This window comes from uncultured Eubacterium sp. (assembly GCF_934295145.1).
Classification (GTDB): domain Bacteria; phylum Bacillota; class Clostridia; order Lachnospirales; family Lachnospiraceae; genus Eubacterium_I.
In genome coordinates, this window is record NZ_CAKRAS010000020.1 from 21,877 (window position 1) to 46,988 (window position 25,112).

At 42.7% G+C, this 25,112-nt stretch carries 15 protein-coding genes and 1 riboswitch; of the genes, 10 read left to right on the forward strand and 5 right to left on the reverse strand.

Annotation, left to right across the window (positions count from 1 at the left end; genetic code table 11):
• The first annotated feature begins 19 nt into the window (after window positions 1–19).
• From Q0I54_RS05695 to Q0I54_RS05705, 3 genes are all read left to right on the forward strand, one after another.
• A complete protein-coding gene (locus tag Q0I54_RS05695; protein ID WP_296117176.1) occupies window positions 20–1,375 on the forward strand; it encodes an MATE family efflux transporter in 1,356 nt (451 codons plus the stop codon).
• Window positions 1,376–2,466: 1,091 nt separating this feature from the next.
• Window positions 2,467–6,132: a hypothetical protein gene (locus tag Q0I54_RS05700; protein ID WP_296117178.1), complete on the forward strand. Its 3,666-nt coding sequence runs from the start codon at window positions 2,467–2,469 to the stop codon at window positions 6,130–6,132.
• 630 nt (window positions 6,133–6,762) lie between these two features.
• Window positions 6,763–12,708 (forward strand): endo-alpha-N-acetylgalactosaminidase family protein, encoded by a 5,946-nt coding sequence (locus Q0I54_RS05705; protein ID WP_296117181.1) that lies wholly within the window; start codon window positions 6,763–6,765, stop codon window positions 12,706–12,708.
• A gap of 138 nt (window positions 12,709–12,846) precedes the next feature.
• Here Q0I54_RS05705 and Q0I54_RS05710 read toward each other — a convergent pair whose 3' ends face one another.
• On the reverse strand, window positions 12,847–13,728 hold the full coding sequence (locus tag Q0I54_RS05710) for an AraC family transcriptional regulator (protein WP_296117182.1): 882 nt from the start codon (window positions 13,726–13,728) through the stop codon (window positions 12,847–12,849).
• A gap of 339 nt (window positions 13,729–14,067) precedes the next feature.
• On the opposite strand from Q0I54_RS05710, the gene Q0I54_RS05715 reads away from it, so the two are divergent.
• From Q0I54_RS05715 to ribE, 7 genes are all read left to right on the forward strand, one after another.
• On the forward strand, window positions 14,068–15,291 hold the full coding sequence (locus Q0I54_RS05715) for an MFS transporter (protein ID WP_296117184.1): 1,224 nt from the start codon (window positions 14,068–14,070) through the stop codon (window positions 15,289–15,291).
• Between the two features lie 160 nt (window positions 15,292–15,451).
• Entirely contained in the window at window positions 15,452–16,390 is a 939-nt protein-coding gene (locus tag Q0I54_RS05720; protein ID WP_296117186.1) for a D-2-hydroxyacid dehydrogenase, read from the forward strand.
• Window positions 16,380–17,369: a lysylphosphatidylglycerol synthase transmembrane domain-containing protein gene (locus Q0I54_RS05725; RefSeq protein WP_296117189.1), complete on the forward strand. Its 990-nt coding sequence runs from the start codon at window positions 16,380–16,382 to the stop codon at window positions 17,367–17,369. The genes Q0I54_RS05720 and Q0I54_RS05725 overlap by 11 nt, the downstream gene beginning before the upstream one ends.
• A 60-nt stretch (window positions 17,370–17,429) precedes the next feature.
• Window positions 17,430–17,587: riboswitch (FMN riboswitch) on the forward strand.
• A gap of 258 nt (window positions 17,588–17,845) precedes the next feature.
• The gene (gene ribD / locus Q0I54_RS05730) at window positions 17,846–18,949 is read left to right on the forward strand and encodes a bifunctional diaminohydroxyphosphoribosylaminopyrimidine deaminase/5-amino-6-(5-phosphoribosylamino)uracil reductase RibD (protein ID WP_296117200.1); all 1,104 of its coding nucleotides are present in this window, start codon (window positions 17,846–17,848) and stop codon (window positions 18,947–18,949) included.
• Window positions 18,950–19,049: 100 nt separating this feature from the next.
• Window positions 19,050–19,706 carry a riboflavin synthase gene (locus Q0I54_RS05735; protein ID WP_296117191.1) on the forward strand — a complete coding sequence of 219 codons (657 nt, stop codon included), beginning with the start codon at window positions 19,050–19,052 and terminating at the stop codon, window positions 19,704–19,706.
• A gap of 112 nt (window positions 19,707–19,818) precedes the next feature.
• On the forward strand, window positions 19,819–21,024 hold the full coding sequence (locus Q0I54_RS05740; protein ID WP_296117192.1) for a bifunctional 3,4-dihydroxy-2-butanone-4-phosphate synthase/GTP cyclohydrolase II: 1,206 nt from the start codon (window positions 19,819–19,821) through the stop codon (window positions 21,022–21,024).
• A 25-nt stretch (window positions 21,025–21,049) separates the two neighbouring features.
• A complete protein-coding gene (ribE, locus tag Q0I54_RS05745; protein ID WP_177976282.1) occupies window positions 21,050–21,511 on the forward strand; it encodes a 6,7-dimethyl-8-ribityllumazine synthase in 462 nt (153 codons plus the stop codon).
• Window positions 21,512–21,612: 101 nt separating this feature from the next.
• Here ribE and Q0I54_RS05750 read toward each other — a convergent pair whose 3' ends face one another.
• The 4 genes from Q0I54_RS05750 to Q0I54_RS05765 form a co-directional block, all read right to left on the reverse strand.
• Entirely contained in the window at window positions 21,613–22,296 is a 684-nt protein-coding gene (locus Q0I54_RS05750; protein ID WP_296117193.1) for an HAD family phosphatase, read from the reverse strand.
• A 43-nt stretch (window positions 22,297–22,339) separates the two neighbouring features.
• Window positions 22,340–22,486 carry a hypothetical protein gene (locus Q0I54_RS05755; RefSeq protein ID WP_296117194.1) on the reverse strand — a complete coding sequence of 49 codons (147 nt, stop codon included), beginning with the start codon at window positions 22,484–22,486 and terminating at the stop codon, window positions 22,340–22,342.
• A gap of 93 nt (window positions 22,487–22,579) precedes the next feature.
• Complete coding sequence (locus tag Q0I54_RS05760) at window positions 22,580–24,106, reverse strand: sodium/proline symporter (protein WP_296117196.1); 1,527 nt, start codon at window positions 24,104–24,106, stop codon at window positions 22,580–22,582.
• A 198-nt stretch (window positions 24,107–24,304) separates the two neighbouring features.
• Complete coding sequence (locus Q0I54_RS05765; RefSeq protein WP_296117198.1) at window positions 24,305–24,895, reverse strand: TetR/AcrR family transcriptional regulator; 591 nt, start codon at window positions 24,893–24,895, stop codon at window positions 24,305–24,307.
• Window positions 24,896–25,112: the final 217 nt, after the last annotated feature.

The window sequence follows — 25,112 nt, forward strand, 5'->3', positions numbered from 1 at the left end:
AGCAGGTGCTTAGTCAGGAATGACACAGAATGGAGATTTTTCAAAGGGAAGTATTATAAAAATTTTACTGCGTCTGGCGATTCCAATGACGCTGGCGCAGCTTATGAACGTTCTTTATAACGTGGTGGACCGTATGTTTATCGGGCGGATCGGTGGAGATTCCATGGATGCGTTGACGGGCGTTGGTGTGTGTTTGCCGATGATCACGATTGTTATTGCGTTTGCAAATCTGGTGGGAATGGGCGGTGCGCCGCTGTTTTCCATTGAGCGTGGAAAGAAGAATGAACGGGAAGCAGAATATATTCTTGGAAACTGCGTGGTTCTGTTTTTGATTTTCGCAGTAGTACTGACAGTGGCAGGACTGATTTTCAAGCGACCATTGCTGATGCTTCTGGGAGCCAGTGAGGTCACGCTGCCTTACGCGGAACAGTACATAACGATTTATCTGCTTGGAACGATTTTTGTTATGTTCGGTCTGGGACTGAATAACTTTATCAATGCACAGGGCTTTGCAAAAATTGGCATGTGTACAACCGTGATCGGTGCGGCTTTGAATATTGCGCTGGATCCGATTTTTATTTTTGTGTTGAATATGGGTGTGCGTGGGGCGGCGATCGCAACGGTAATCTCACAGGCGGCAGCGGCCGTGTGGACGGTGCGTTTCCTGACTGGAAAAAAAGCGTTGATCCGAATTCAGAGACGTTCTATGCAGTTACAGGGACAGCGCGTGAAGAAAATTATGGGACTTGGTTTGGCTGGATTTACCATGTCGGTCACAAACTCAACGGTACAGATGGTGTGCAACGCGACGCTGCAGACTCACGGCGGAGATGTGTATGTCGGCATTATGACGATCATCAATTCTGTGCGGGAGATTATTTCTCTGCCGGTGCAGGGATTTACCAGCGCCAGTCAGCCGGTGCTTGGCTATAACTACGGTGCAAAGGAATATGAGCGTGTGAAAAAGACGATTCGGACCATGGCGGGAGTTACGATTGTGTATACACTGGCGGTCTGGGGACTGGTTTCTGCAATTCCGGGAGTTTTTATCCGGATGTTTGGCGGAAATGGTAACACACTGACACTTGGAATCTCAGCAATGCATCTGTATTTCTTCGGATTTTTCTTCATGTCGTTTCAGTTTTGCGGACAGTCAACGTTTACGGCACTTGGAAAGGCAAGACATGCGATGTTTTTCTCAATTTTTAGAAAGATTATTATCGTGGTGCCACTGACATTGATCCTGCCGCATTTGTTTGGTTTGGGTGTACATGGGGTGTTTATTGCGGAGCCGATTTCCAATGCAATCGGTGGTCTGGCATGCTTTATCACAATGATTATGACTGTTTACCGGAAACTCGGCAAAGAAAATTAAGTTGAAAAACACATGTGATAATGAAAATAACAGATCGGTTTTCTATGAAATTCTATAGAAATCATTTGTTCCGAATTATACAAAAAGGAATCCGAAAGACACATAAAAGGGCAAGCTTTTTTACATTAAAAACGGTATGATGATGTAGAAAAGTAGTTCATAATATATAAAAAACGGTAAAGAATGTTTCACAGGCCTGACGCTTGTTTTTCCGAGCAGCAATATAATGAGGAGGTATTGCCGCAGTATGGGAGCGACGGTATGTCTTTGAAATGGGGTTCAAAGGCGCGGTCAGTCCGGTACAGGAAAGATAAGACATTTTTATGAGCGACAGATGCGTAGTCAGCAGGGCAGAAACAGGTCAGAAAAATATATTTGAACGATAGCGGAAAATCGAAGGAAAAACAGTGGCATCCGGAACAGAAAAGATTCCGGATCAGGCATCGTATGCGGGGGCAGGAGAATGGTTTGGACAGTTTCAAGTCGAACGGATGTTGCTGGTGTTCCTTTGGTGAAAGTTACATATGCTCTTTTCCATTTTTAACAAATGATTATATAATGCGAAATTCCCATGCTGTATCGTGTGGGGATTTTGCATTTATAATCGAAAAAGTTTATCTCAGTCGAGATGACTCCCACTTCTGTAAGGGCGAGTAATAACAAGTCTTTCTCAGTGGGAGTACAATCTTCGACTGAGATAAACGCTCCGCGAGGATGTGCAGTGATTCTGAGAAGAATATGTCAGCTTACGCTGACCAGAATCACGCACCAAGTCTCACGTGCGTTCGACTTGAACGAGTGAAAAATATCAGCTTTGGTTTTGGGGGAAATCAGGGCTGATATTTTTTTACTCGAAAATATTAAAGAAAACATTAAAAATGCCGGATAGAAATAATAATAAACGTTGAAAAAACATTAGATTACATATATAATTTAAATATGTTTATGTGTCACAAACGATACAAAGATGTGAAGCAATTCTGGGAAATATGTCGGTTGGCGTTGAACAGAAATGTGTGGCAGGGTTCACGGGAGTTTGATGTGAATGTTTTGCAGATGTGACGGGAGCAAAAGAAGAAAGGGGAAAGAGCATGAAATTACGATGGAAAAAATGTGTTGCATTGATGGGTGCGTTGTGCATGACAGTGAGTAGTGTACCGACTTATGCAGCAGCAGTACCGCAGAATGATGCAAATGCGGAAATTGCAGTGCAAAGTGAGGATGAAGCGGAAAGTAAGATGCCGTTTCATGTGACAGGATTGTCATTGAGTTCAGATACGGAAGGGTTTAATAAGGATGAGATTACGACACCGCAGAATTTTAAGGTGAAGTTGAATTTTGGCTGTGACGAGACAATTTATATTGGATCTATAGAGTTACAGTATCGGTGTGGTGACATTATAAAAACTTTTAAATATGAAACTATGCGGGAACAACTGGAAAAAGGCAATCAAAATGTAGTTATTCCAGCGAGTGTATCTGATAATAGTACGGAAGGAACATATACATTACAAAAAATTTCATTTTCTGCAATGGGAATGTTAGAGAATACATATAGCGTATATAGCTATGTATATGATAAACAACAAGATAAATTTGTAGCGAATACAGATAAGAATGCTACTTTTGCTTATGATAACAAAGCAGATTTTACTATTATAAAATCAAATCAGACAGTACAAAGAAAAAATTATTTACAGGATATGTGGCTTGATGTTGACACAAGAGAAAATATTCCCGTACCAGCCAGTTTTGATTTGAAATTAAAAATAGGAGAAGCAGAAAATGTAGGTGGTATTTGGGTTACATATATTAATCCTAAGAAGAATGATATGCAGCAGGGTTATTCTGTGAATTTTGCATATCATGAATCTGATGGAAAAACGGAAAATGGCATATATACAATTCCGATTGAATTTAATAAATATACAAGTTCTGCACAGTATAAATTACAGACAATCGTTATAGAGGACGGAGCTCATGATTCATATAAATACATTAGATATGAAATGGATGCAGATGGTAATTTAATTGCAGATGATGAAGTGACGGGAGAAACATATCTGGTTGAATGCAATGGAAAAGTAGATTTTTCTCTTGCTGGATCAGAGAATGTAGAATTACCAATGCTGGTTGAAAAAGTAGAGTGGGTTGATGCTGATCAGGTTAAAAATATTGAAACTCCTGCTGAAATAGTTGCTCGTATTTGGATGAAGAATGTGGAACCAGCAAGTGAAGGAGATATAGTTTTAGAATATAAGATTAATGAAAAACCATATTCGTTAGGAATAGAAATAGACGAAGATGGATGGAAAAATATTGTAAGTAAGGGCTATATTGACGTCCCGATAAAATTGACAGAATTTGATGAAATAGGAGACTATACCTTTAATTCGATGATGATTGTCGGAAAAGAAGGGTCAGTAGGATATGGTGTTAATGATGGTAAATTACAAGCTCATTGGGGAATTCAGGGGTTATATAATAGTGAATATTCTATTTCATATAATAATGAATTAGATTTTACTGTAGAAAAATCAGCTTATAGTGATAAGATTCCGACAATGATTCATAGCATCAGTTTAACAGGAATCGATGATAAAAATGATATTGAAGCGCCAGCAAAATTTTTCGCCAATATGTCATTGGATTATGTTTGGGAAGATGGTATAAAATCTGCTAAGTTCAAATACATCAATAGTACAACGGGAACTTCGTATGAATTTAAAGTAAATAATCTGAATGCAGATAATGGAAAAAATATCCAAATTCCTATCGATTTAAGTACTTCGATAGAAGAGGGAGAGTACAAGTTAACACAAATTATAGTACGCGGAATGGATGAAGAGAGTGAGTATCGGCAGTTTGATTATAATGAAGGTGAAGAATCTGGAAAATTTGTAACTGTAGATATGAATTTAAACTGCAGACAGCAAGTGTATCCATATGATGGAGAATGTGATTTTAAGATTACAAAGGTCAATGATGTTAAAGAAATGGCAGACTACACAAAGGTAGATGCAGCCCTCAAGACAATCCCATCAGACAAAGACCTGAAGAACCTTTATACAGAAGAATCTGTAAAAGCAGTAACAACTGCAAAGAATGCGGTAGTAAGAGACCTTGATGCACCAGAGCAGACAAAAGTAGACAAGATGGCAAAAGACATTGAGGATGCCGTAGCAGCACTGAAGTATAAAGATGCAGATTATAGCAAAGTAGATGCAGCGCTTGAAACGATTCCAACTGATTTAAGTATTTACACAGAAGAATCTGTAAAAACGGTAACAGCCGCAAAGAAGGCAGTAGTAAGGGGCTACGATATCACAAAACAGTCTGATGTAGATGATATGGCGAAAGCTATCGAAGAAGCAGTTAAGGGCTTAGAAAAGAAACCAGTAGAACCTGTGAAAAAAGCAGACTACACAAAGGTAGATGCAGCCCTTAAGACAATCCCATCAGACAAAGACCTGAAGGATCTTTATACAGAAGAATCTGTAAAAGCAGTGACAGCTGCAAAAGATGCAGTAGTAAGAGATCTTGATGCAACAGAGCAGACCAAAGTAGACAAGATGGCAACCACCATCGAAAAAGCAGTCAAAGGACTGAAGTATAAAGTTGCAGACTATAGCAAAGTAGAAGCTGCATTAAAGACAATTCCGTCCGATTTAAGTTTTTATACAGATGCAAGTGTACGTATTTTAGTGGAAGCACAGAATGCAGTGATTTCAGACCTCGATATTACACATCAGAGCGAAGTTGATGCGATGGCAAAAGCAATCACAGACGCAGTAGCAAATCTGGAAATGAAACCGGGTAAACTTGCAGACAAACCGGACAACGATGGTAACTGGTATTATCGTGTGGATGGTAAAATCGCAATAAATGTTACAACGGTAGCAAAGAACCAGAACGGCTGGTGGTACGTGAAAAATGGTAAAGTAGATTTCTCTGCAAATACGGTTGCTGCAAATGAGAACGGCATGTGGCTCATCCGTGGCGGTAAAGTAGACTTTTCGGCAGACACCGTAGCGAAAAATGAAGAAGGCTGGTGGCTGATCCGGGGAGGAAAGGTACAGACAGGCATTACAACGGTAGCAAAGAATGAAAACGGCTGGTGGTACATCGGCAAAGACGGTAAAGTAGATTTCTCTGCAAATACCGTTGCCAAAAATGAGAATGGCTGGTGGAAGATTGAAAACGGTAAGGTTAACTTCAATTACACCGGACTGGCTGACAATGAAAACGGTCGTTGGTACATCAAAAATGGAAAAGTTGATTTCAGCTATAATAATATCGCAAAATTTGGTGATACCTGGTATCTGATCCGTGGCGGAAAAGTACAGACAGGTGTTACAACCGTAGCGAAAAACCAGAATGGCTGGTGGTACATCGGCAAAGACGGTAAAGTAGATTTTGGTTACACCGGCGTAGCAAAAAATGAAAACGGCTGGTGGCGTATCGTAAACGGTAAGGTTGATTTTTCTGCAAATACCGTTGCCAAAAATGAGAACGGCTGGTGGTATATCCGCGGCGGTAAAGTTGATTTTGGTTATAACGGCGTAGCGAAAAATGAAAATGGCTGGTGGCGTATTGAAAACGGAAAAGTAAACTTTGGATTTAACGGTATCGCAAGCAATAGCAATGGCTGGTGGTACATTCGTGACGGTAAGGTTGATTTTTCCTATAATGGAACACTTCATATGCGTGACAGCAATAAGACACTCACCATTAAAAACGGAAAAGTGCTTATGTAATCACAGGTAATAGGTAAAAATCTCCCGGCTTCCAGATGGAAGTCGGGAGATTTTACTTGTTCCGAATTGTATAAAAAGTTGTGGAAAAGGAAGTGAAAATGGCAAGCATTAAAACATCAAAAGGCATATAATAAAACTTGTAAAGTAGTTCGGATATACAGATATGTGAGCCAGAGGCGGTAATGAGGAAACGTTTTTGGTGGGATAGACAAAGGACATGTATGTTAAAGATGGGGATTAACACACATGCTTTTCGTACTTCATAGAAAGTGTCAGAGCGGAAAAAAGGAAACTTTTGATGAAAAGTGAAACAACCGGTCGAAAAAAGGTATTGATATATTTGAACTATAAATTATGGCAAAGGTAAGGCAGTTGTACCTGCGAATTGAAAAATTAGTATGACTTGTGTTAGACGCGGGGAACATGAAACAGAGGAAAAGAAAACAGATGCACCTGTCTGGCCATTGCTCTTTAGGAAAAAGCTCCTTTTCCATTTTTTTATGATTATATAATGTAGAATTCCCATACCATCTGGCATGGGAATTTTACGCTTTATATATAAATGATGCAGAGATTCACTGCATCATGCAACAAAGGTGATTATGGGGATCATACGAGGAGGAAAATAGTATGAGAAAGAAGCTTGTAGTTCGGATGCTCTGCCTTGCAATGGCAACATCAATGATCGGAACAATGGTTCCGACAAGCCTGTATCCAGTTATTGCCAATGCAGCGGAATCAGATCAGAACGCAGCAGATGATCAGGTTGCTGTACAGGCATTGGAAGATGGCATAATTGACAGCTGGACACTGGAAAATAAGGTTGGGGAGGATGCCGTTTGTACCGTAGAAAATGGCTGGCTGCATCTGCAGTCCGGTACCGGAAACGGAAATAACCCGGGTACAAATCCGGCAATGTTTGTAAATCCAAATACATTTGATTTTTCAAAAGCTGGTTATTTTGATTTTACGATCAAACCGGGAAGCAATGATACAAGCAACAACCGCTTTGGTGTATATCTTGGATACAATAAAGACACGGTTGGTATGATGATCGGTTTTGATGCCGGCGGATGGTTCTGGCAGAAATATGGTGCATCAGGAAATCCTTGGTATTCCGGAAACAGAGTGGGTAGCCCGGCAGCCGACACAGAGACAAAAGTTCATATTGAATGGACAGCGGACAAAAAAGTAACTGTAAAAATTGGTGATACCGTTGCATTTGAAAATGAAGACTTCAGTGGAATCACAGGACTTGGAAACAAGATTGCCTTTAAGGCAGGAAGTTATGGTGGAAATGTAACAAACGTATTATTAAAAGATATCCATTATACCGGACAGAAAGAAGCCGTTGAGGTAAAAGATTATGCGGTAACTGGAAAAGTCGTAGACGCAGAAGGAAAAGGCATTGCAAATGCAAGCGTATCTATCAGTGGCGAGACAGTAAAGACAGATGCAAATGGTGCATATAGCTTCAGCTTAAAACCGGGCAAATACCAGATCAGTGTTTTGCGTGACGGTTACGAGAATGCAACGCAGGAAATTACCGTTGGTGAGCAGAATATCGAAGTAGCAGACATTGTACTGACACAGGTAGCTCAGATGGAGACAGAGACACTTTCTACAGCCGATATGGATGTAGTAGTTTCCAAGACATTCCCAAGTGTTGTCAGATATGACATGAAAAAAGGTGATCTGGCTGGTAAAGTGTTCTATGGACAGAGCGAGAAGATCAATACAGTAACAATCAACGGAACAGCTGTAGAGCTGGATGATGCTGATGTAAAAGCTACTTTTGACGGTGCAAAAGCGACTTATGTAATGACAGTCAAAGGTGACAAAATTGATGCAGTGATCACATCTGAGCTGGTTGCTGAAGGTAATACACTGGAATTTAACATTACAGATATCAAGAATAATCTGGAGGACACAGTAGATGGAAATCCGATCCAGACAATCGAGATTCCAAACCAGAGTCTTGTTTCTGTAAGAAGTTCACAGAATGGTGCTAACTTCAAAGGTGCTTCTATGTCTTCTAATACCAAGATCAGTGGTGACTACTATCTGGAGATTAAAGACAATACAACACACAACAGAGATTATGCATATGGATTTGTATCCAATGATGAGATGAGTGCCGGTCTGTGGAGTAACTCCGAGCATGACGGATATGCAGCAGCAACTACAGTATCTGGTGGTTCCAGAAACACACGTGTTCAGGCAACTACGCAGAAAAAACAGGATTATGTATCTCTGGGACTGAGCAGTTGTGCATGGTATTATCATCGTGTGGTAACAGATTCACACAACAGATCTTATATGGTAAAAGAGACAGAAATGCCTCGTACAAAAGTAATTATTGCAGGTGATATGAATGAGGATGCACAGATTGACTGGCAGGATGGTGCAGTAGCATACCGTTCTATCATGAACAACCCATATAAGAGTGAAGAAGTTCCGGAGCTGGTAGCATACCGTATCGCCATGAACTTTGGTGGACAGGCACAGAACCCGTTCCTGACAACTCTTGATAATGTAAAGAAAGTAGCATTACATACAGATGGCCTTGGACAGTCCGTACTGTTAAAAGGTTATGCAAATGAAGGTCATGACTCCGCACATCCGGATTATGCTGATATCGGTAAACGTATCGGTGGTGCTGATGACATGAATACTCTGATGACAGAGGGTGCTAAATACGGTGCAAGATTCGGTATCCATGTAAATGCCGGCGAGATGTATCCGGAAGCAAAAGCGTTCAAAGATGACAATGTTCGTCGTGACACAGCAGGTAACCTCCGCTATGGATGGAACTGGCTGGATCAGGCAGTTGGTCTTGACAGTATCTATGATATGGCAACAGGTGAGCGTGAAGGACGTTTTGATGACCTCGAGAAACTGGTAGGAACAAACCTTGATTTCGTATATGTAGATATCTGGGGAAATAATACCGGAAGTAATGATGATGACTCCTGGCAGACACGTAAACTGTCAAAAGAGATCAACAGCAATGGATGGCGTATGGCAAATGAGTGGGGTGTAGCAAATGAGTATGATGCAACATTCCAGCACTGGGCAGCGGACTTAACTTATGGTGGAGCAAACCAGAAAGGTCAGAACAGTGAGGTTATGCGTTTCCTTCGTAACCATCAGAAAGATTCCTGGGTTGCTGATTATCCTTCTTACGGCGGAGCTGCAATGATGCCTCTGCTTGGCGGTTACAACATGAAAGACTTCGAAGGATGGCAGGGACGTAACGATTATGATACATATATCACAAACCTGTTCACACATGATGTAACAACCAAATTTATCCAGCATTACAAAGTAATCAAATGGGTAGATGGAGATCCGGTAAATGCAGGCGGAGCTACAAACTGGACACCGGATATGGAAATCACATTGAAAGATGATGATGGAAATAAACTGGTACTGAAAAGAGGTTCTAACGATCCATCTGATGCTGCTTACAGAGAGAGAACCATGACATTAAACGGAAAAGTTGTTGCACAGGGTGCACCTTCTGTTGGTGATCGTCGTGATTCTGATATTCAGGCAGGTAACAAACGTGGTACAGAGAGCTATCTGATTCCGTGGAACTGGGATGCTGAGACTGGTAAGAAAGTAGCATCTGCTGATGAGAAGATGTATCACTGGAATACACAGGGCGGCACAACTACATGGGATGTTCCGGACAGCTGGGCTGGATTAAAGAATGTTAAAGTATACCGTCTGACCGATGAAGGTAAGACAGATGAGCAGACTGTTGATATCGTAAATGGACAGTTGACACTTACAGCAGAAGCTGAGGTACCTTATGTTGTATGCAAAGGTGAGAAAGGCAATATCGCTGTAACATGGAGCCAGGGAATGCATATCGTAGATGCCGGATTTAACGGTGGAGCAGCTTCTCTTGCTACAAATTGGACAAAAGTTGGTGATGGAACAGCTGAGATCGCTAAGAGTCAGTACAGCAATCCGATGCTGAAACTGAGCGGTGATGTAGCTATGACACAGGAACTGACAGATCTGAAACCAGGTCAGCAGTACGCAGTACTCGTAGGTGTGGACAACAGAAGTGATTGTAAAGCATCTATGACCGTAAAAAGCGGAGATGAAGTTCTGGCAACAAATTATACAGAGCGTTCTATCGCAAAGAACTTTGTAAAAGCATATACACACAGCAATTCCAGTGCAACCGTTGACGGAAGCAGCTATTTCCAGAATATGTATGTATACTTTACAGCACCAAAGAGCGGAAAAGTAACCGTAACACTTGCAAAAACAGCTGGCGAAGGAGAGGCTTACTTTGATGATGTTCGTGTTGTAGAGAATGATGCAAATTATATTACAACAGATAAAGACGGCAAATTCGTTAGATTCGAGCAGGATTTCGAGAATAATGTACAGGGAATTTACCCATTCGTTATCAGCGGAATTGAAGGCGTAGAAGATAACAGAATCCATCTGTCTGAGCTTCATGGACCATATACCCAGGCAGGCTGGGATGTGAAGAAGATGGATGATGTTCTGGACGGAAACTGGTCAGTTAAGATCAATGGTCTGACTCAGAGACAGACGCTTGCATACCAGACAATTCCTCAGAACTTCCGTTTCGAGCCAGGTGTAAAATATCGTGTAAGCTTTGATTACCAGGCAGGTAGTGATGGAACATACGGCGTTGTTGTAGGCAGCGGCGAGTTCTCAGAAGCAACAGAAGTCGATACACTGAACAAACACATGGGCAAAAACAAAGACGGACATTATGTCTGTGAGATCACAGGTGACCTTTCCGGACAGACATGGTTTGGTATTTACTCAACAGGTAAAGCACCAGATCTGCAGGGATCCCAGGGAAGCGCACAGAACTTCGGCGGATATAAAGAGCTTGTTCTTGATAACCTTGTAATTGAGCGTGTAGATGAGAAAATTACAGCAAAATCCTTAAAGAAACTGATTGAAAAAGCAACAGATCTGGATGAAGAGAAATATGCAGAGGCTGATTGGAAGACACTGTCAGAAGCAATTGACGATGCAAATGTTGCATTAAACAGAGACAACACTTCTTCCGAAGAAATCGAAGCATGCTATCGTCATTTGAATGCAGTATTAGAGTATCTGTCAACTCGTGAGGTTACTGTAAATGCAGGTGAAGAATTTGACATTCCGGTTGCAGGCGTAAAAGTAACAGCAGGAAGCCAGGACAATGGTACACACTATGGTTCTAACTTCGGTAATCCGGCATATGCAATTGACGGTGATACCAATACGCACTGGATGACAGACTTTGATGGATTTAGCTCCGCAATCAAAAACAGAGAATGCTGGATTGATTTCGAATTCCCGGAGGCACATACAGTAGACGGACTTCGTTATTTACCGGGACCGAATATGGGCGGATACCTTACAACAATCACAAAATTCGAGCTTTCTGTAAAAACAGCTGGTTCTGATGAGTATCAGTTAGTTCAGAAAGGAGAATGGGAGAACTCCGCCGGATGGAAGATCACAGAGTTTGAGCCGGTAGAGAATGTAACAAACGTAAGATTACTTGCAACAGAAGCAAAATCTACCAACTGGTGGGCGGTTGCATCTGAGATCCGCGTTATGAGTAAAGTAGAAAACGGAAATACCGGTGGTGGCGATGAAAACACAATCGATAAATCCAGTCTGGAAACACAGATTGCAACCGCAAACAAACTGCTCTCCAGAGAGAAACAGTATTCTGCAAAATCCTGGAAGACATTTGCAGCAAAACTGAAAGCAGCAGAAGATGTTATGGCAAATGCCGATGCGACTCAGTATGAGGTAAAACTGGCTCTTGCAAATCTGAAAGACGCTATGAGCGGATTACAGATGAAGGATGGTCTGGCAGATGTGAAAAATGAGGATGGCAACTGGTACTACTACAAGAATGGCAAGATTGCAACTGATGTAACAACCGTAGCAAAGAACGTAAATGGCTGGTTCTATGTAAAAGACGGTAAAGTTGATTTCAAAGCAAATACCGTAGCAAAGAATGAAAACGGCTGGTGGAAGATCACAGACGGCAGAGTTGATTTCAAAGCAAACACCGTAGCAAAGAATGAGAACGGCTGGTGGTACATCCGTGGCGGTAAAGTAGACTTCGGCTACACAGGAATTGCCAAGAACGAAAATGGCTGGTGGCGTATTGTTAACGGTAAAGTTGATTTCAACTGCAACAGTGTTGAGAAAAACGAAAATGGCTGGTGGTACATCCGCGGCGGTAAAGTAGATTTCTCCTACACAGGTGTAGCTAAGAACAAAAATGGCTGGTGGAGAATCGTCAATGGTAAGGTTGATTTCAACTGCAACAGCATTGAGAAAAACGAGAATGGCTGGTGGTACATCCGCAATGGTAAAGTAGACTTCTCTTACACAGGTGTAGCTAAGAACCAGAACGGCTGGTGGAGAGTTGAAAACGGTAAAGTAAACTTCAACTATAATGGAATCGCTAAAAATGAAAATGGCTGGTGGTACATCCGTAATGGTAAAGTAGACTTCTCATACAATGGCGGAACATACAACGTTGTGAACGGTAAAGTTCAGAAATAATAATTTCATAATGACTCCCAAGGTATGACAAAAAAAGAAGCGGCTTTCGAAAGAGAGCCGCTTCTGCTGTGTGTGAATAAAATTATTGCAGACCATATGTAGCGTTGCTAAAAATATTTGATCATAGCTTTTATTGTGTTAGTTGTAATAATTTTTGATATAAGATTTACGATAGCTGGAAGGAGATTCCCCAATGACCGTCATAAACAGTTTGGAATAATGCTGGGAATCTTTCAGACCGACTAATTGCGCAATTTCTGTCAGTGATTTATCCGTATCCTGCATCAGATCAATGGATTTATTGATCCGGTAGATATTGATGTAGTTGGACAGGGTGACTGTCATATATTTCTTGAACAGGCTGCTCAAATAACGGACGGAGATATGAAGCTCTTTGGCGATATCTTCCTGAAGAATTTTGTGCATGTAATTTTCATGGATGTAATCCAGTGTGTATGCCACATAACTGTTTTGCAGGTTTGGATCGGTAAAATCATGGTTTGGCTGCTTTTTATCCAAAATATGAAGCATGATGCTCATAATGGATATGTTGATATTTGCGGCAGTAAATAAACTGTTTGCGGAAGAGCGCAGCGAAATGATTTTATTTACACAGTCATCCAGCACCTGATCAGATTTCTGACGATAGTAGGTCTGACAGTGGAAATGGATCGCATGCATCATACCGATGGGATAAATGCCGTCATCACTCAGGATAATTTTTGCAAATGTATCCGGTCGGAAATGAATCTGCTGATATTCGCAGTCACCACTGTCATCCACGCGGAACGAATGGATGACATTTGGCAGGATCATAATGAAATCGCCTTCCGCACAATGGATGGATTCAGAAGCAATATCCATATGGCAGCTTCCGGAAACGATCCGATAAATTTCGATTGTTGTATGAATGTGAAAACCAAACTGATAGCCGGCTTTCTGCTTTTGAATAAGTGCGCCTGTCAGAACGTCATTTGACAAAGACAGTGCCAACTGTTCCCGTGTATTTTGATTTGCCATAGTATCGCTCCTTATATCATTGCGTTATTACGATTTGTTGTGCCCCTATTATAGCAGAACTTGTAAAAAAGAGATACTGTTTGTTATCAAAACAATTAGACAATATCTGTGTTTGAATCTGTTGAAACAGAGAAATACAGGTGAAAATCATGAGAATGCAGATGCCAATATACAAATTTTTTACACAATTCCCCAAAAAAGGCTATAAATCAGAAAGAAAAAAATCTTGCAAGATGCAAAAAGTTCGATTATAATAGTAACGTTGCAAGGGGAGAATGTAGTTTCTCCGTTTTTTTTATGGAATATAGATAGTATAAATTTTTAGGAGGGAAAGTTAGCATGAAAAACTTAAATCGCTGGGTATATGCGATCATCGGTGTCATCACTCTGCTTCTTGCAGGTCTGGTGTACGCGTGGTCCGTTATGTCCAAATCTATCGGTGCTTCCCGTCCGGACTGGACAGCAGCACAGTTATCTATGACATTTACCATGGTTATGGCATTTTTCTGTATCGGATGTCTGATTGCCGGTATGATGGCAAAGAAAGTCAGCCCGAAGATCTACATCATTCTTTCAGGAATTTTATTTTTAGCAGGATTTATGATCGCTTCCACAACAGGCGATTCACCGGCTACCCTGTATCTTGGATTCGGTGTTCTGTGTGGTCTTGGTGCAGGATTTGCTTATAACGCAGTTATGAGTACCATGTCTTTATGGTTCCCGGACAAACAGGGTCTGATCTCAGGTATTCTTTTGATGGGATTTGGTCTGAGCAGCTTTATCGTCGGTAAAGTATTTGCAGCTGTTACACCGTCCGATGGAACTGACAAATGGCAGGCAACCTTCCGTATTCTCGGTATCATTATCGTAATTGTAATGGTAATCTGCAGCTTCTTCTTCGTAAAACCGGAAGCTGGTTACAATCCGGGTGGTGCAGCTGCTCAGAAAAAAGCAGTCCGTGAGCCGGCTTGTGAAGTAAACACAGGAAAAATGGCAACAATGCCGACATTCTGGTTCTACTATATCTGGGCGATTCTGGTAAGTGCTGCAGGTCTTGCACTGGTTTCTCAGGCAAGTGGTATCGCAAGCCAGGTTGGAACGACTGTATCGGATGGAAACATTGCGACTGTTGTAGGTCTGATCTCTATTTTCAATGGTATCGGACGTGTAATCTTCGGTGGATTATTTGATAAAAAAGGTCACAGATTCACAATGATTCTTGATATGATCATTTTCATCGTTGCAGCTCTGATCCTTGTAGTTGCTCTGGTGAGCGGAAACTTTGCATTCATCGTGATCGGTTTTGTTGTAGGCGGACTTGCTTATGGTGGAGTTACACCGACAAACTCTGCTATCATCAGTGATTTCTTCGGACGCGAGAACTATTCTATGAACTTCTCACTGATCAATACAAACCTGCTGATCGCATCTTTTGCTTCTACTATCGCAGGTAAACTGTATGATGCAAGCGGATCTTTCATGACAACAATCTTCATGATGATCATCGTAACAGTTCTTGGTTTTGTTGTATCCTTCGGAGTACGCAGACCGAAAGCAAAATAAATATAAAATATCAGATTATAAAAAACTAAGAAAGTGGAAAAGTTCTTTTTGGGGACTGCCACTTTCTTTTTTTAAAAAAATGAGTTACAATGGGCGAAGTCAGAAAAGAATCATCTGTAATGGGTGATAGAAATGGATGAATGTAAGGAATGTGAAAGATATGAAGATAGTTTTTTTAGATGATAATTCAATTGGAACGGACATTGATCTTGGCGGGTTCGAGTCTCTGGGCGAGGTGGTTCGTTACGGAAGCAGCAAGCCGGAGGAAGTCCCGGAGCGTGTAAAGGATGCGGATGTGGTCATCATCAACAAGATGGAGATCAACGAGCAGACCATCGGAACGGCAGAAAAGTTGAAACTTGTGTGCGTGACTGCTACAGGTACCAATAATTTGGACAAGGAGTTCCTGGCAAAAAGGAATATTGCATGGCGAAATGTGGCAGGCTATTCTACAGAATGTGTGGCGCAGCATACGTTTGCACTGCTGTTTTATTTGTTGGAGAAAATACCTTACTACGACAATTATGTTAAATCAGAGAAGTATGTAAATGATTCCATGTTTACACATTTTTCAAATCATTTTCATGAGCTCAGTGGTATGACATGGGGCATCATTGGACTGGGGGCCATCGGCAAGCGTGTGGCAGATCTGGCAAAAGCCTTTGGCTGCCATGTGATCTATTATTCTACTTCCGGAAATCATACGGAGGATGGCTATGAGCGTGTGGATTTCGATACCTTGCTTGAGACGTCTGATGTCGTGTCTGTACATGCGCCGCTGACGGAGCAGACGGAACATCTGATGAATGCAGCTGCATTTTCAAAAATGAAAAACAGTGCGATTTTTATCAATGTGGGACGTGGCCCCATCGTGGTGGAAGCGGATCTGGCAGATGCACTGCAGCAGGGTGAGATCGCGGCAGCAGGCCTGGATGTACTGAGCGCGGAGCCGATGCGTGAGGACAATCCACTGCGTTGCATCAAGGACAGCGAGAAACTTGTGATCACGCCGCATATCGCATGGGCAGCGGTGGAGACGCGCAAGCGTCTGATGGACATTATTTTACAGCAGGTGAAGGAGTTCTTTTATGAAAAATAAAAAACTACTGGCGAAGCTGATTTTTGTGGTGATCCTGCTTCTGATCATCTGGTATACATTCAAGGATTCGGCAGCGGATATTGTAGAACAGCTTGGAAAAACGTCGTTGGCAGTACTGGTTGCCATTATGGCGGCAACTGTGATCTATCATTTATTTGAGGCATGGATCACCTATTCACTGGCGCGCAGATATAATCCAAAATTCAAGTTCCGGGAAGCCGTTTACTGTGCTTTTAACTGCTCTTTTTATCGTTTGTCTACACTGGGAAGTGGCTCCGGTGTGGCAGCAATCGTGTATCTTGGTAAAAAGGGCGTTGGCTATTCGGAAGCAACCGGACTTTATATGATTCAGTACATGGTGCACAAAGTCAGTGTGGCGCTGTTTAGCGGATTGTTATTTGTCCTTAATTGGAAGGTAATGTCTGTGAATTATAGAGAATATGGCGTGTATCTGGGACTTGCTTATGCGTTGACTGCGATGATCAGTATTGCATTGGTTATTTTTGCGGTATCTGCGAAATCTCATCAGTTGATCTTGTGGATCGTGCGTAAGTTTAACAAAAGTGGAAAACTGACTCCGGCACTGACAAAACTGGAGCAGAGCTGTGATATCATGGAAAAATCTACTTCAAAATTATTGAAGGATGTACCGTCACTGATTTTCATGGTGTTGAAAAATTTGGCAAAACTGTGTTTCTGGTATAGTATTCCGTTTTTAATCCTGTTTGGAACAAATGAGATTTCCCTGCTGGATTCGCTGTCGATCACATCGCTGTCTGTTATGGCGGCTGCTGTAATCCCGACACCGGCAGGAGTCGGAGCGGTGGAACTGATCATGACGAACCTTTTTGCGGTGCTGGTAGGTGTTCACAAGGCCGGTGCAATCACGGTGCTTTACCGTGTGGCAACTTTCATTTTCCCATTTGTAGTTGGCGGCGTGCTGATTGTGATTAGTAAGTTTCTACATCGGCATAAATAAGTAAAAAATTAGCTATTGCATTTGAAAAAAGTATGTGCTATCATAAGTGCAGAAAAACAAAGAAATCTTCAGGGCAGGGTGATCTGAACCGAATGTAATTCGAAGCAGAGAGTCCCGACCGGCGGTATAGCCCGCGAGCGTGAAAGCGTTGATCTGGTGATTCTGGTAAGCAGAAGATTCCAGAGCCGACAGTATAGTCTGGATGAAAGAAGAACAAGCGAAAATAACTACTTAAATGAGACCGAAAAACAAGTGTTTTAAAGTCTGTTTAACAAAAAAGATTTTCACTCCCTGAGATTTATTTCTCAGGGATTTTCTTTTACCATAAATTTTTGATCTGAAAGAAATTTTCGGAGCCGGGATGTTTGGGTTACATAAACCTGACAAAATATCAGGTTGTGAAAATGGGAATATCAGGAAACGCAAAAATTTATGGAAGCAGAAAATCCCTGGAAGATGGAAGGGAGTGTTTTTTTATGCAGGGAAAAGAAGAATACATGAGACGGGCGTTGGAGCTGGCACGAAAGGGAGAAGGTCATACATCACCGAATCCGATGGTTGGCTGCGTGGTAGTAAAGGACGGACGGATTATCAGTGAGGGGTATCATGAGAAATACGGAGAGTTTCATGCGGAGCGAAATGCACTGACGAGATGCACGGAGGACACCACAGGAGCTGACTTGTATGTGACATTGGAGCCGTGCTGTCATCAGGGAAAAACCCCACCGTGTACGGACATTATCATTGAGAAAAAAATCGCCCGTGTGTTTGTGGGAAGTATGGATTCTAATCCGCTGGTAGCAGGAAAAGGTGTACAGATCCTGCGGGATCATGGCATTTATGTAGAAACCGGAATTCTGGAAGCGGAATGCCTAAAATTAAACGAAGTATTTTATCATTACATTACGACAAAGACACCCTTTGTGGTTATGAAATATGCCATGACACTGGATGGAAAAATCGCCTGTGCGACAGGAGATTCCAAGTGGGTGACCGGCGAAACAGCCAGAGCGCAGGTGCATCGGATGCGAGGACGTTACCGGGGCATTATGGTAGGAATCGGAACGGTGCTGGCAGATGATCCGATGCTGAACTGCCGCGTGGATGGCGGTGTGGATCCGGTGCGAATCATTTGCGATTCGAACCTGCATATTCCGCTGGTGAGTCAGATTGTAAACACAGCATCGGAGATTGAGACGATCGTTGCCTGCAGTCAGGAAGCACTGGAATCGGAACGGAAGCAGGAAAAGATCAGGAAGCTGCAAGATGCAGGAATTCAACTGATCGGCACGAAAGGCGCACATGGAGTTAATCTGGTGGAACTGATGAAAAAACTTGGCGAGCAGAACATTGACAGTATTTTACTGGAAGGCGGCGGAACGTTAAATGCATCCGCGCTGGAAGATGGCATCGTAAATAAAGTATATGCTTACATTGCAGGAAAACTCATCGGTGGCATGGATGCCCGCTCTCCGGTAGAGGGAATGGGAATCGACCGAATGGCAGATGCGATCACATTGAAACATATGGAGATTGAACGGCTGGACGATGATTTCTGTATCGTAGGATATGTAAAATAATAATTCATTATAAATTAGTGAATGGAAAAATGTGAATCATGCGTGCATGAACAATAATATTTACAAAATTGAAAGTTAACTTGAAAAGAGGCGATCATACATGTTTACAGGATTAGTTGAAGAAGTGGGAACCATTCAGAATGTACGACGCGGCGCCCGGTCCTGTGTACTGACCATCGGCTGTAAAAAAGTGCTGGAAGGAAGTCAGATCGGAGACAGTATTGCGGTCAACGGTGTGTGTCTGACCGTGACGAGCATGGGTGGCAGTTACTACACCGCAGATGTCATGGCAGAGACTATGAACCGCAGTTCTCTGGGGCAGTTAAGCACCGGGGCAAGTGTGAATCTGGAACGGGCGATGCCGGCAAATGGCAGATTTGGCGGACATATCGTATCAGGACATATCGATGGTACCGGAACGGTGCAGAGCATTGAGCCGGATGACAATGCGATCTGGTACACCATCGCGGCAAAGCCGAACCTGCTTCGCTACATCGTAGAAAAAGGCTCTATTACGATAGATGGTATCAGCCTGACAGTGGCTTATGTGGATGAACATTGTTTTAAAGTATCCATCATTCCGCATACACAGCAGGTAACTGCGTTACATGACAGAGGCGTTGGAGACATCGTGAATCTGGAATGCGATATCATTGGAAAATATGTGGAAAAACTGTTACAGCCGGCAGCGGCAGAAGAAGAAACAAAAAAAGAAAGTGGAATCACCGAAGACTTTCTTAAGAAGTATGGATTCTAAATTCGCAGGAATCAGAACTATGATGAGCAGGCAAGACAGGAAAACTAATTTTTGGGAAACTGATAAAATCCTGAATAAATGAAATCTAAGGGAAAACCGGGAGGATATAAAGATGGCAAAAGCAATTGGAACAGTAGAAGAAGCATTACAGGATCTGAGAGACGGAAAAGTAATTTTAGTAATCGATGATCCGGAAAGAGAAAATGAAGGCGATCTGATCTGCGCGGCAGAATTTGCAACACAGGAAAATGTAAACTTTATGGCATGTGAAGCAAAAGGACTGATCTGTATGCCGATGAGCGGTGAACTCTGCGACAAACTGGGACTGGATCAGATGGTAAATGTGAACACAGATAATCATTGTACAGCATTTACGGTATCTATCGATCACGTGGACACCACAACCGGTATTTCCGCTGCAGAGCGTTCTTACACAGCATTGAAATGTGTAGAGGATGGCGCAAGACCGGTAGACTTCCGCAGACCGGGTCATATGTTCCCGCTGCGTGCAAAAGAAGGCGGCGTACTGGTGCGTGACGGTCATACAGAGGCAACAGTAGATCTGGTAAAACTGGCTGGTTTAAAACCATGTGGACTGTGCTGTGAGATCATGCGTGAGGACGGAACCATGATGCGTACCACAGAGCTGTTACAGTTTGCAGAAAAACAGAATCTGACCGTTATTACAATTGCTGATATCATTGAATATCGCCTGCAGCATGAGAGCCTGATCCGCCGTGAGGCAGATGCAAAACTTCCGACAAAATATGGCAACTTCGAAATTTACGGTTATGAAAATATTTTAAACGGAGATCATCACGTAGCGCTTGTTATGGGTGATGTGACAGACGGAGAGCCGGTACTTTGCCGGGTACATTCCGAATGCCTGACCGGAGATGTGTTTGGTTCCAGCCGTTGCGACTGTGGTGAACAGTTAGACGCAGCCATGAAAGCGATTGCAAAAGAGGGCAGAGGCGTATTGTTATATCTTCGTCAGGAAGGTCGTGGCATAGGTCTCATCAATAAATTAAAAGCATATGAGCTGCAGGAGCAGGGGTATGATACCGTAGAAGCAAATATCAAGCTTGGCTTCCCGGCAGATATGCGTGAGTATGGTGTGGGTGCACAGATCCTGCGTGATATCGGAGCAAAACGTCTGCGTCTGCTGACAAATAACCCAACCAAGATCACAGGACTTGCAGGATATGGCATTACCATTGAGGAACGTGTGCCGATCCAGATCAAAGCACAGAAATTTGATTATTTTTACCTTAAAACCAAACAGGAAAAAATGGATCATATGACAGACTATGAATAAAATTTAAAATCAGGAGGATAAGAAAATGAGAGTTTTAGAAGGAAATGTAGTAGCAGAGGGCATTAAAATCGGTATTGTAGCGGCACGTTTTAACGAGTTCATCGTATCAAAACTGGTTGGCGGCGCACAAGACGCATGTGTACGTCACGGTGTAAAAGATGAGGACATCGATCTGGCATGGGTTCCGGGCGCATTTGAAATTCCGATCGTTGCAAAGAAAATGGCAGCTTCCGGAAAATACGATGCAGTACTTTGCTTAGGCGCTGTGATCAAAGGTTCTACAAGCCACTATGATTATGTGTGCGCTGAGGTCAGCAAAGGAACAGCAATGGTTGGCCTTGAGACCGGCGTACCGACACTGTTTGGTATCCTGACGACTGACAATATCGAGCAGGCTATCGAGCGTGCAGGTACAAAGGCCGGAAACAAAGGTTATGATGTAGCTTGCTCCGCTATCGAGATGGTAAATCTGATGAAAAATATCTAATTAAAATAGTGAAATAAAATATAGAAAATCCCCTGTTTTCATTGCGCAAAGCAATAGGCAGGGGATTTTTATTACTGCTATTTTTGTCAAAGATAAGCATTTTACCTGACTGAATTTTCTTCCCAGGTAAATAACTGAATTACATCTGTTGCACTTGATACAATTGCAGCAGTTTTTTTTGCAATTTCTTCAGCGGGTATTTTTAGATCCGGAATACATACCACCGGGATATCCGCATTGGATGCGGCCAAAATACCGTTTTCGGAGTCTTCCAGAACCAGTGCGTGTTCTGGTTTGATATCTGCGCACTGGCAGGCAGCAAGAAAAATATCCGGGTTCGGTTTGGAACGCTGCACCTGATCGCCACCGATGACAAAAGCAAAGTATTTATCGAGTTTTGCCAGGTGAAGATATTCAGCGACAATGTCATGTTTGGTGGAAGAGGCCACACAGCATGGAATATTGTTGGCTGCAAACCAGGCGAGAAGTTCCGGGATCCCTGGCTTCACCGGCGGTCCATTGCGGCGTATTTTTTCTGTGACAAGTGTACGGCATTTCTGACTGATCTCTTCTGCCGGGTAATCGTCCCCGTAAAGTCTGTGCAGAATATCCAGTAATTGCTGTCCGCAGGTTCCGATGGTGTGAAGGTAATCGTCTTTTTGCTGCGTGTAGCCGTATTCTTTCATGACACCATCTTTGGTTGTCATAAAGAGGCGTTCAGTGTCAAAAATCAGACCGTCCATGTCAAAAATTGCAAGTGCGGGTATTGTTAAAGTTGAAGTCATAATTTTGCCTTTCTTCTAAGCGGAATAATGTTTCGATTATAAATCAGTATACAGGAAATGAGCCTGAAAGGAAATGATAAATCACTTCCATCAGGCTCATTTCTGATATTTTTTTGTTCAGTTCACCCGCGCCCATTCGCAAAACGCCCGTTCCGGGCTTTTCCGTAGCTTCGCTACTAATTTTGCTCATGAAAGCTGGCGCTCCCTGCATGTCTCTGCCAGTGCTTCGGGCTTTATGCAAGCATAAGCCCGGAAGCACTTGAACAGGACATGCGTGAACTGTTTAAACGCTTTCAAATTCGTCGATGATTTCCTGTGCCGGCGGAGCGGTCAGCAGGCTGACGATTACGATGGCAGCTGCGGAGCACAGGAATGCAGGCAGCAGTTCGTAAATACCAAGCAGTCCGCCGTGCGGAGCAATCAGGAATTTCCAGATAAATACCATGGCACCACCGACAATCATTCCGGCAAGAGCGCCGTTTCGATTGGAACGTTTCCAGAACAGGGCAAAGAGCATAACGGCACCGAAGGTAGCTCCAAATCCTGCCCATGCGAAGGATACGATACGGAAAACGGAACTGTCCGGGTTACGGGCAAGAAATACACTGATCGCTGCGATGATAAGCACAGTGATACGAGCTATCATCATGGACTGTTTTTTGGTACATTTGATTCCGAAGCAATCCTTCAGCAGGTTTTCTGAAATACTGGAAGAGGCTGCCAGAAGCTGGGAATCGGAGGTGGACATGGTGCTTGCAAGGATACCGGCAAGAATCAGACCTGCCATGAGTACAGCAAGGAATCCGTGATTGCTCAGCAGTACAGCAGTTCTGACAATCAGTGTCTCTGCCTGAGAGGAATTCTCCAGTACGTCCATGGTGCCTGCCTTTGTCATTGCATTTCCGATGATACCGATAAAGATGGCGATAAACATGGAAATAACGACCCATACAGAGGCGATGCGGCGGGATGTTTTTAATTTGTTTTCATCTTCAATACCCATGAAACGCAGCAGAATGTGTGGCATTCCAAAGTAACCTAAGCCCCAGGCCAGAGTGGATGCAATGGTCAGTCCGTTGTACGGTGTGGTTCCGCCGGTTGCTGCATCGTGAGACATAGTCATACTTAAGTAGCCTTTCAGTGACTGTGCATTTGTGATAACAGCATCCATGCCACCGGCCATATGTACGCCGTAGATCAGTACGACGACCAGGGCGCCGGTCATGATAATACTCTGGATCAGATCAGTGGTACTTGCTGCCAGGAATCCGCCCAGGGAAGTGTAAGCCACGATGATGATGGCACTTACGATCATGGCAGGCATATACGGAACACCGAAGAGTGTGGCAAAGAGTTTGCCGCAGGCTGCGAACCCGGATGCGGTGTACGGTACGAAGAAAATTACGATCATAATAGCCGAAATCGCCAGCAGGGAATTACTTTTATCCCGATAGCGGTTTGCAAAAAAGGACGGGATCGTAATAGAATTGTTTGCTTTGTGGGAATAGCGGCGCAGACGTTTTGCAACGATGAGCCAGTTTAAGTAGGTTCCGATGGCAAGTCCGATGGCGGTCCATCCTGCTTCAGCACAGCCGGACAGATATGCGACACCCGGCAGACCCATCAGAAGCCAGCTGCTCATGTCGGAGGCTTCGGCACTCATGGCGGTCACGATCGGACCGAGTTTTCTGCCGCCCAGATAAAAATCACTGGTGTCGTTGTTTTTCTTGGAAAAGAGAACGCCAATCAATACCATAACACCCAGATAGATGATCATGATGATCAGCATTCCAATTGTGTTTGCGTTCATAAAATCAATCTCCTTTATTACGTTACTTCAACAAATTTCTGCCAGTATAACATGAATAAAAACAGACTGCAATACAGAATGAAGTATAGACTGTAGTACGAAAAGATGCCAAAAAATACGCATTAAACATGCAGAAATAAAGGAAATATAAAACTAGACTAAACTATGAAAGAAAACATAGAATAAAAATAAATACAATTAATTAACGCTACGAATCTGCGCCAGATAAATTGGTATCGCCGTGGAACCATAGGTTTTCAGCGAATATTCTCCATTGCAGATGCACCAGTCATAAAGCAGTGCACGTTCCGCGATCGCATACAGTTTCACCATTTCATTGACAGACAGATCCGTACGAAATTCCCCGTTTTCCTGCCCTTCCCGGATAATACGGCGCAGTAGTTTATAATAGTAGCGGTTGCGGTCCAGCAGATGTTTTTCTCCTTTGGTGATCAGCTGAGTGGACAGCAGCCGTGCCAGCAGATCCAGAGAAATACTGTTTTCAATCATGGAAAAAAGTTCCTGGTTCAGATAGATCAACTGTTCATAACGGGTGGAAAACTGATCCAGCTGCGTTTCCAGTTCAGTATATTTTTCGTCAAAAAGGAAAGAGAGAGATCCAAGCAGGGCGTCTTTCCCCTCAAAATAGTGGTAAAAAGAGCCTTTGGAGGTGCTGGACTCTGCAATGATCTCGTCGATGGTCGTATCGTCGTAGCCCTGTTCATAAAACAGTTTCCATGCGGCGGAGATGATTTTTCCTTTTGTGTTGCGTGGTTGTTTTTTACTCATATGTAAAATCCTTTCAGAAAATAAATGCATAAACAGTATTATTGTATCAGAAAAAATGAAAAATGTGTGAAAAAATAGCAAAAAAGTAGTGATGGCTTGTGAAAAATAGACAAAAGTGGTAAAATATATCTTACAGTTCACTGTTAAGAACTATTGACTGCAAGTGAGAACTTTTGCGAATGGTGCGTGTGAACGGGATAAAACTTTGGAGGAATAT

Excerpts from the sequence above, each read along its gene's own strand:
- Q0I54_RS05750 (WP_296117193.1), bottom strand. The coding sequence starts at position 22,296 with ATGACTTCAACTTTAACAATACCCGCACTTGCAATTTTTGACATGGAC.
- ribE (WP_177976282.1), top strand. The coding sequence starts at position 21,050 with ATGAGAGTTTTAGAAGGAAATGTAGTAGCAGAGGGCATTAAAATCGGT.
- Q0I54_RS05765 (WP_296117198.1), bottom strand. The coding sequence starts at position 24,895 with ATGAGTAAAAAACAACCACGCAACACAAAAGGAAAAATCATCTCCGCC.
- Q0I54_RS05695 (WP_296117176.1), top strand. The coding sequence starts at position 20 with ATGACACAGAATGGAGATTTTTCAAAGGGAAGTATTATAAAAATTTTA.
- ribD (WP_296117200.1), top strand. The coding sequence starts at position 17,846 with ATGCAGGGAAAAGAAGAATACATGAGACGGGCGTTGGAGCTGGCACGA.
- Q0I54_RS05760 (WP_296117196.1), bottom strand. The coding sequence starts at position 24,106 with ATGAACGCAAACACAATTGGAATGCTGATCATCATGATCATCTATCTG.
- Q0I54_RS05710 (WP_296117182.1), bottom strand. The coding sequence starts at position 13,728 with ATGGCAAATCAAAATACACGGGAACAGTTGGCACTGTCTTTGTCAAAT.
- Q0I54_RS05755 (WP_296117194.1), bottom strand. The coding sequence starts at position 22,486 with ATGAGCAAAATTAGTAGCGAAGCTACGGAAAAGCCCGGAACGGGCGTT.
- Q0I54_RS05705 (WP_296117181.1), top strand. The coding sequence starts at position 6,763 with ATGAGAAAGAAGCTTGTAGTTCGGATGCTCTGCCTTGCAATGGCAACA.
- Q0I54_RS05735 (WP_296117191.1), top strand. The coding sequence starts at position 19,050 with ATGTTTACAGGATTAGTTGAAGAAGTGGGAACCATTCAGAATGTACGA.
- Q0I54_RS05700 (WP_296117178.1), top strand. The coding sequence starts at position 2,467 with ATGAAATTACGATGGAAAAAATGTGTTGCATTGATGGGTGCGTTGTGC.
- Q0I54_RS05725 (WP_296117189.1), top strand. The coding sequence starts at position 16,380 with ATGAAAAATAAAAAACTACTGGCGAAGCTGATTTTTGTGGTGATCCTG.
- Q0I54_RS05740 (WP_296117192.1), top strand. The coding sequence starts at position 19,819 with ATGGCAAAAGCAATTGGAACAGTAGAAGAAGCATTACAGGATCTGAGA.
- Q0I54_RS05720 (WP_296117186.1), top strand. The coding sequence starts at position 15,452 with ATGAAGATAGTTTTTTTAGATGATAATTCAATTGGAACGGACATTGAT.
- Q0I54_RS05715 (WP_296117184.1), top strand. The coding sequence starts at position 14,068 with ATGAAAAACTTAAATCGCTGGGTATATGCGATCATCGGTGTCATCACT.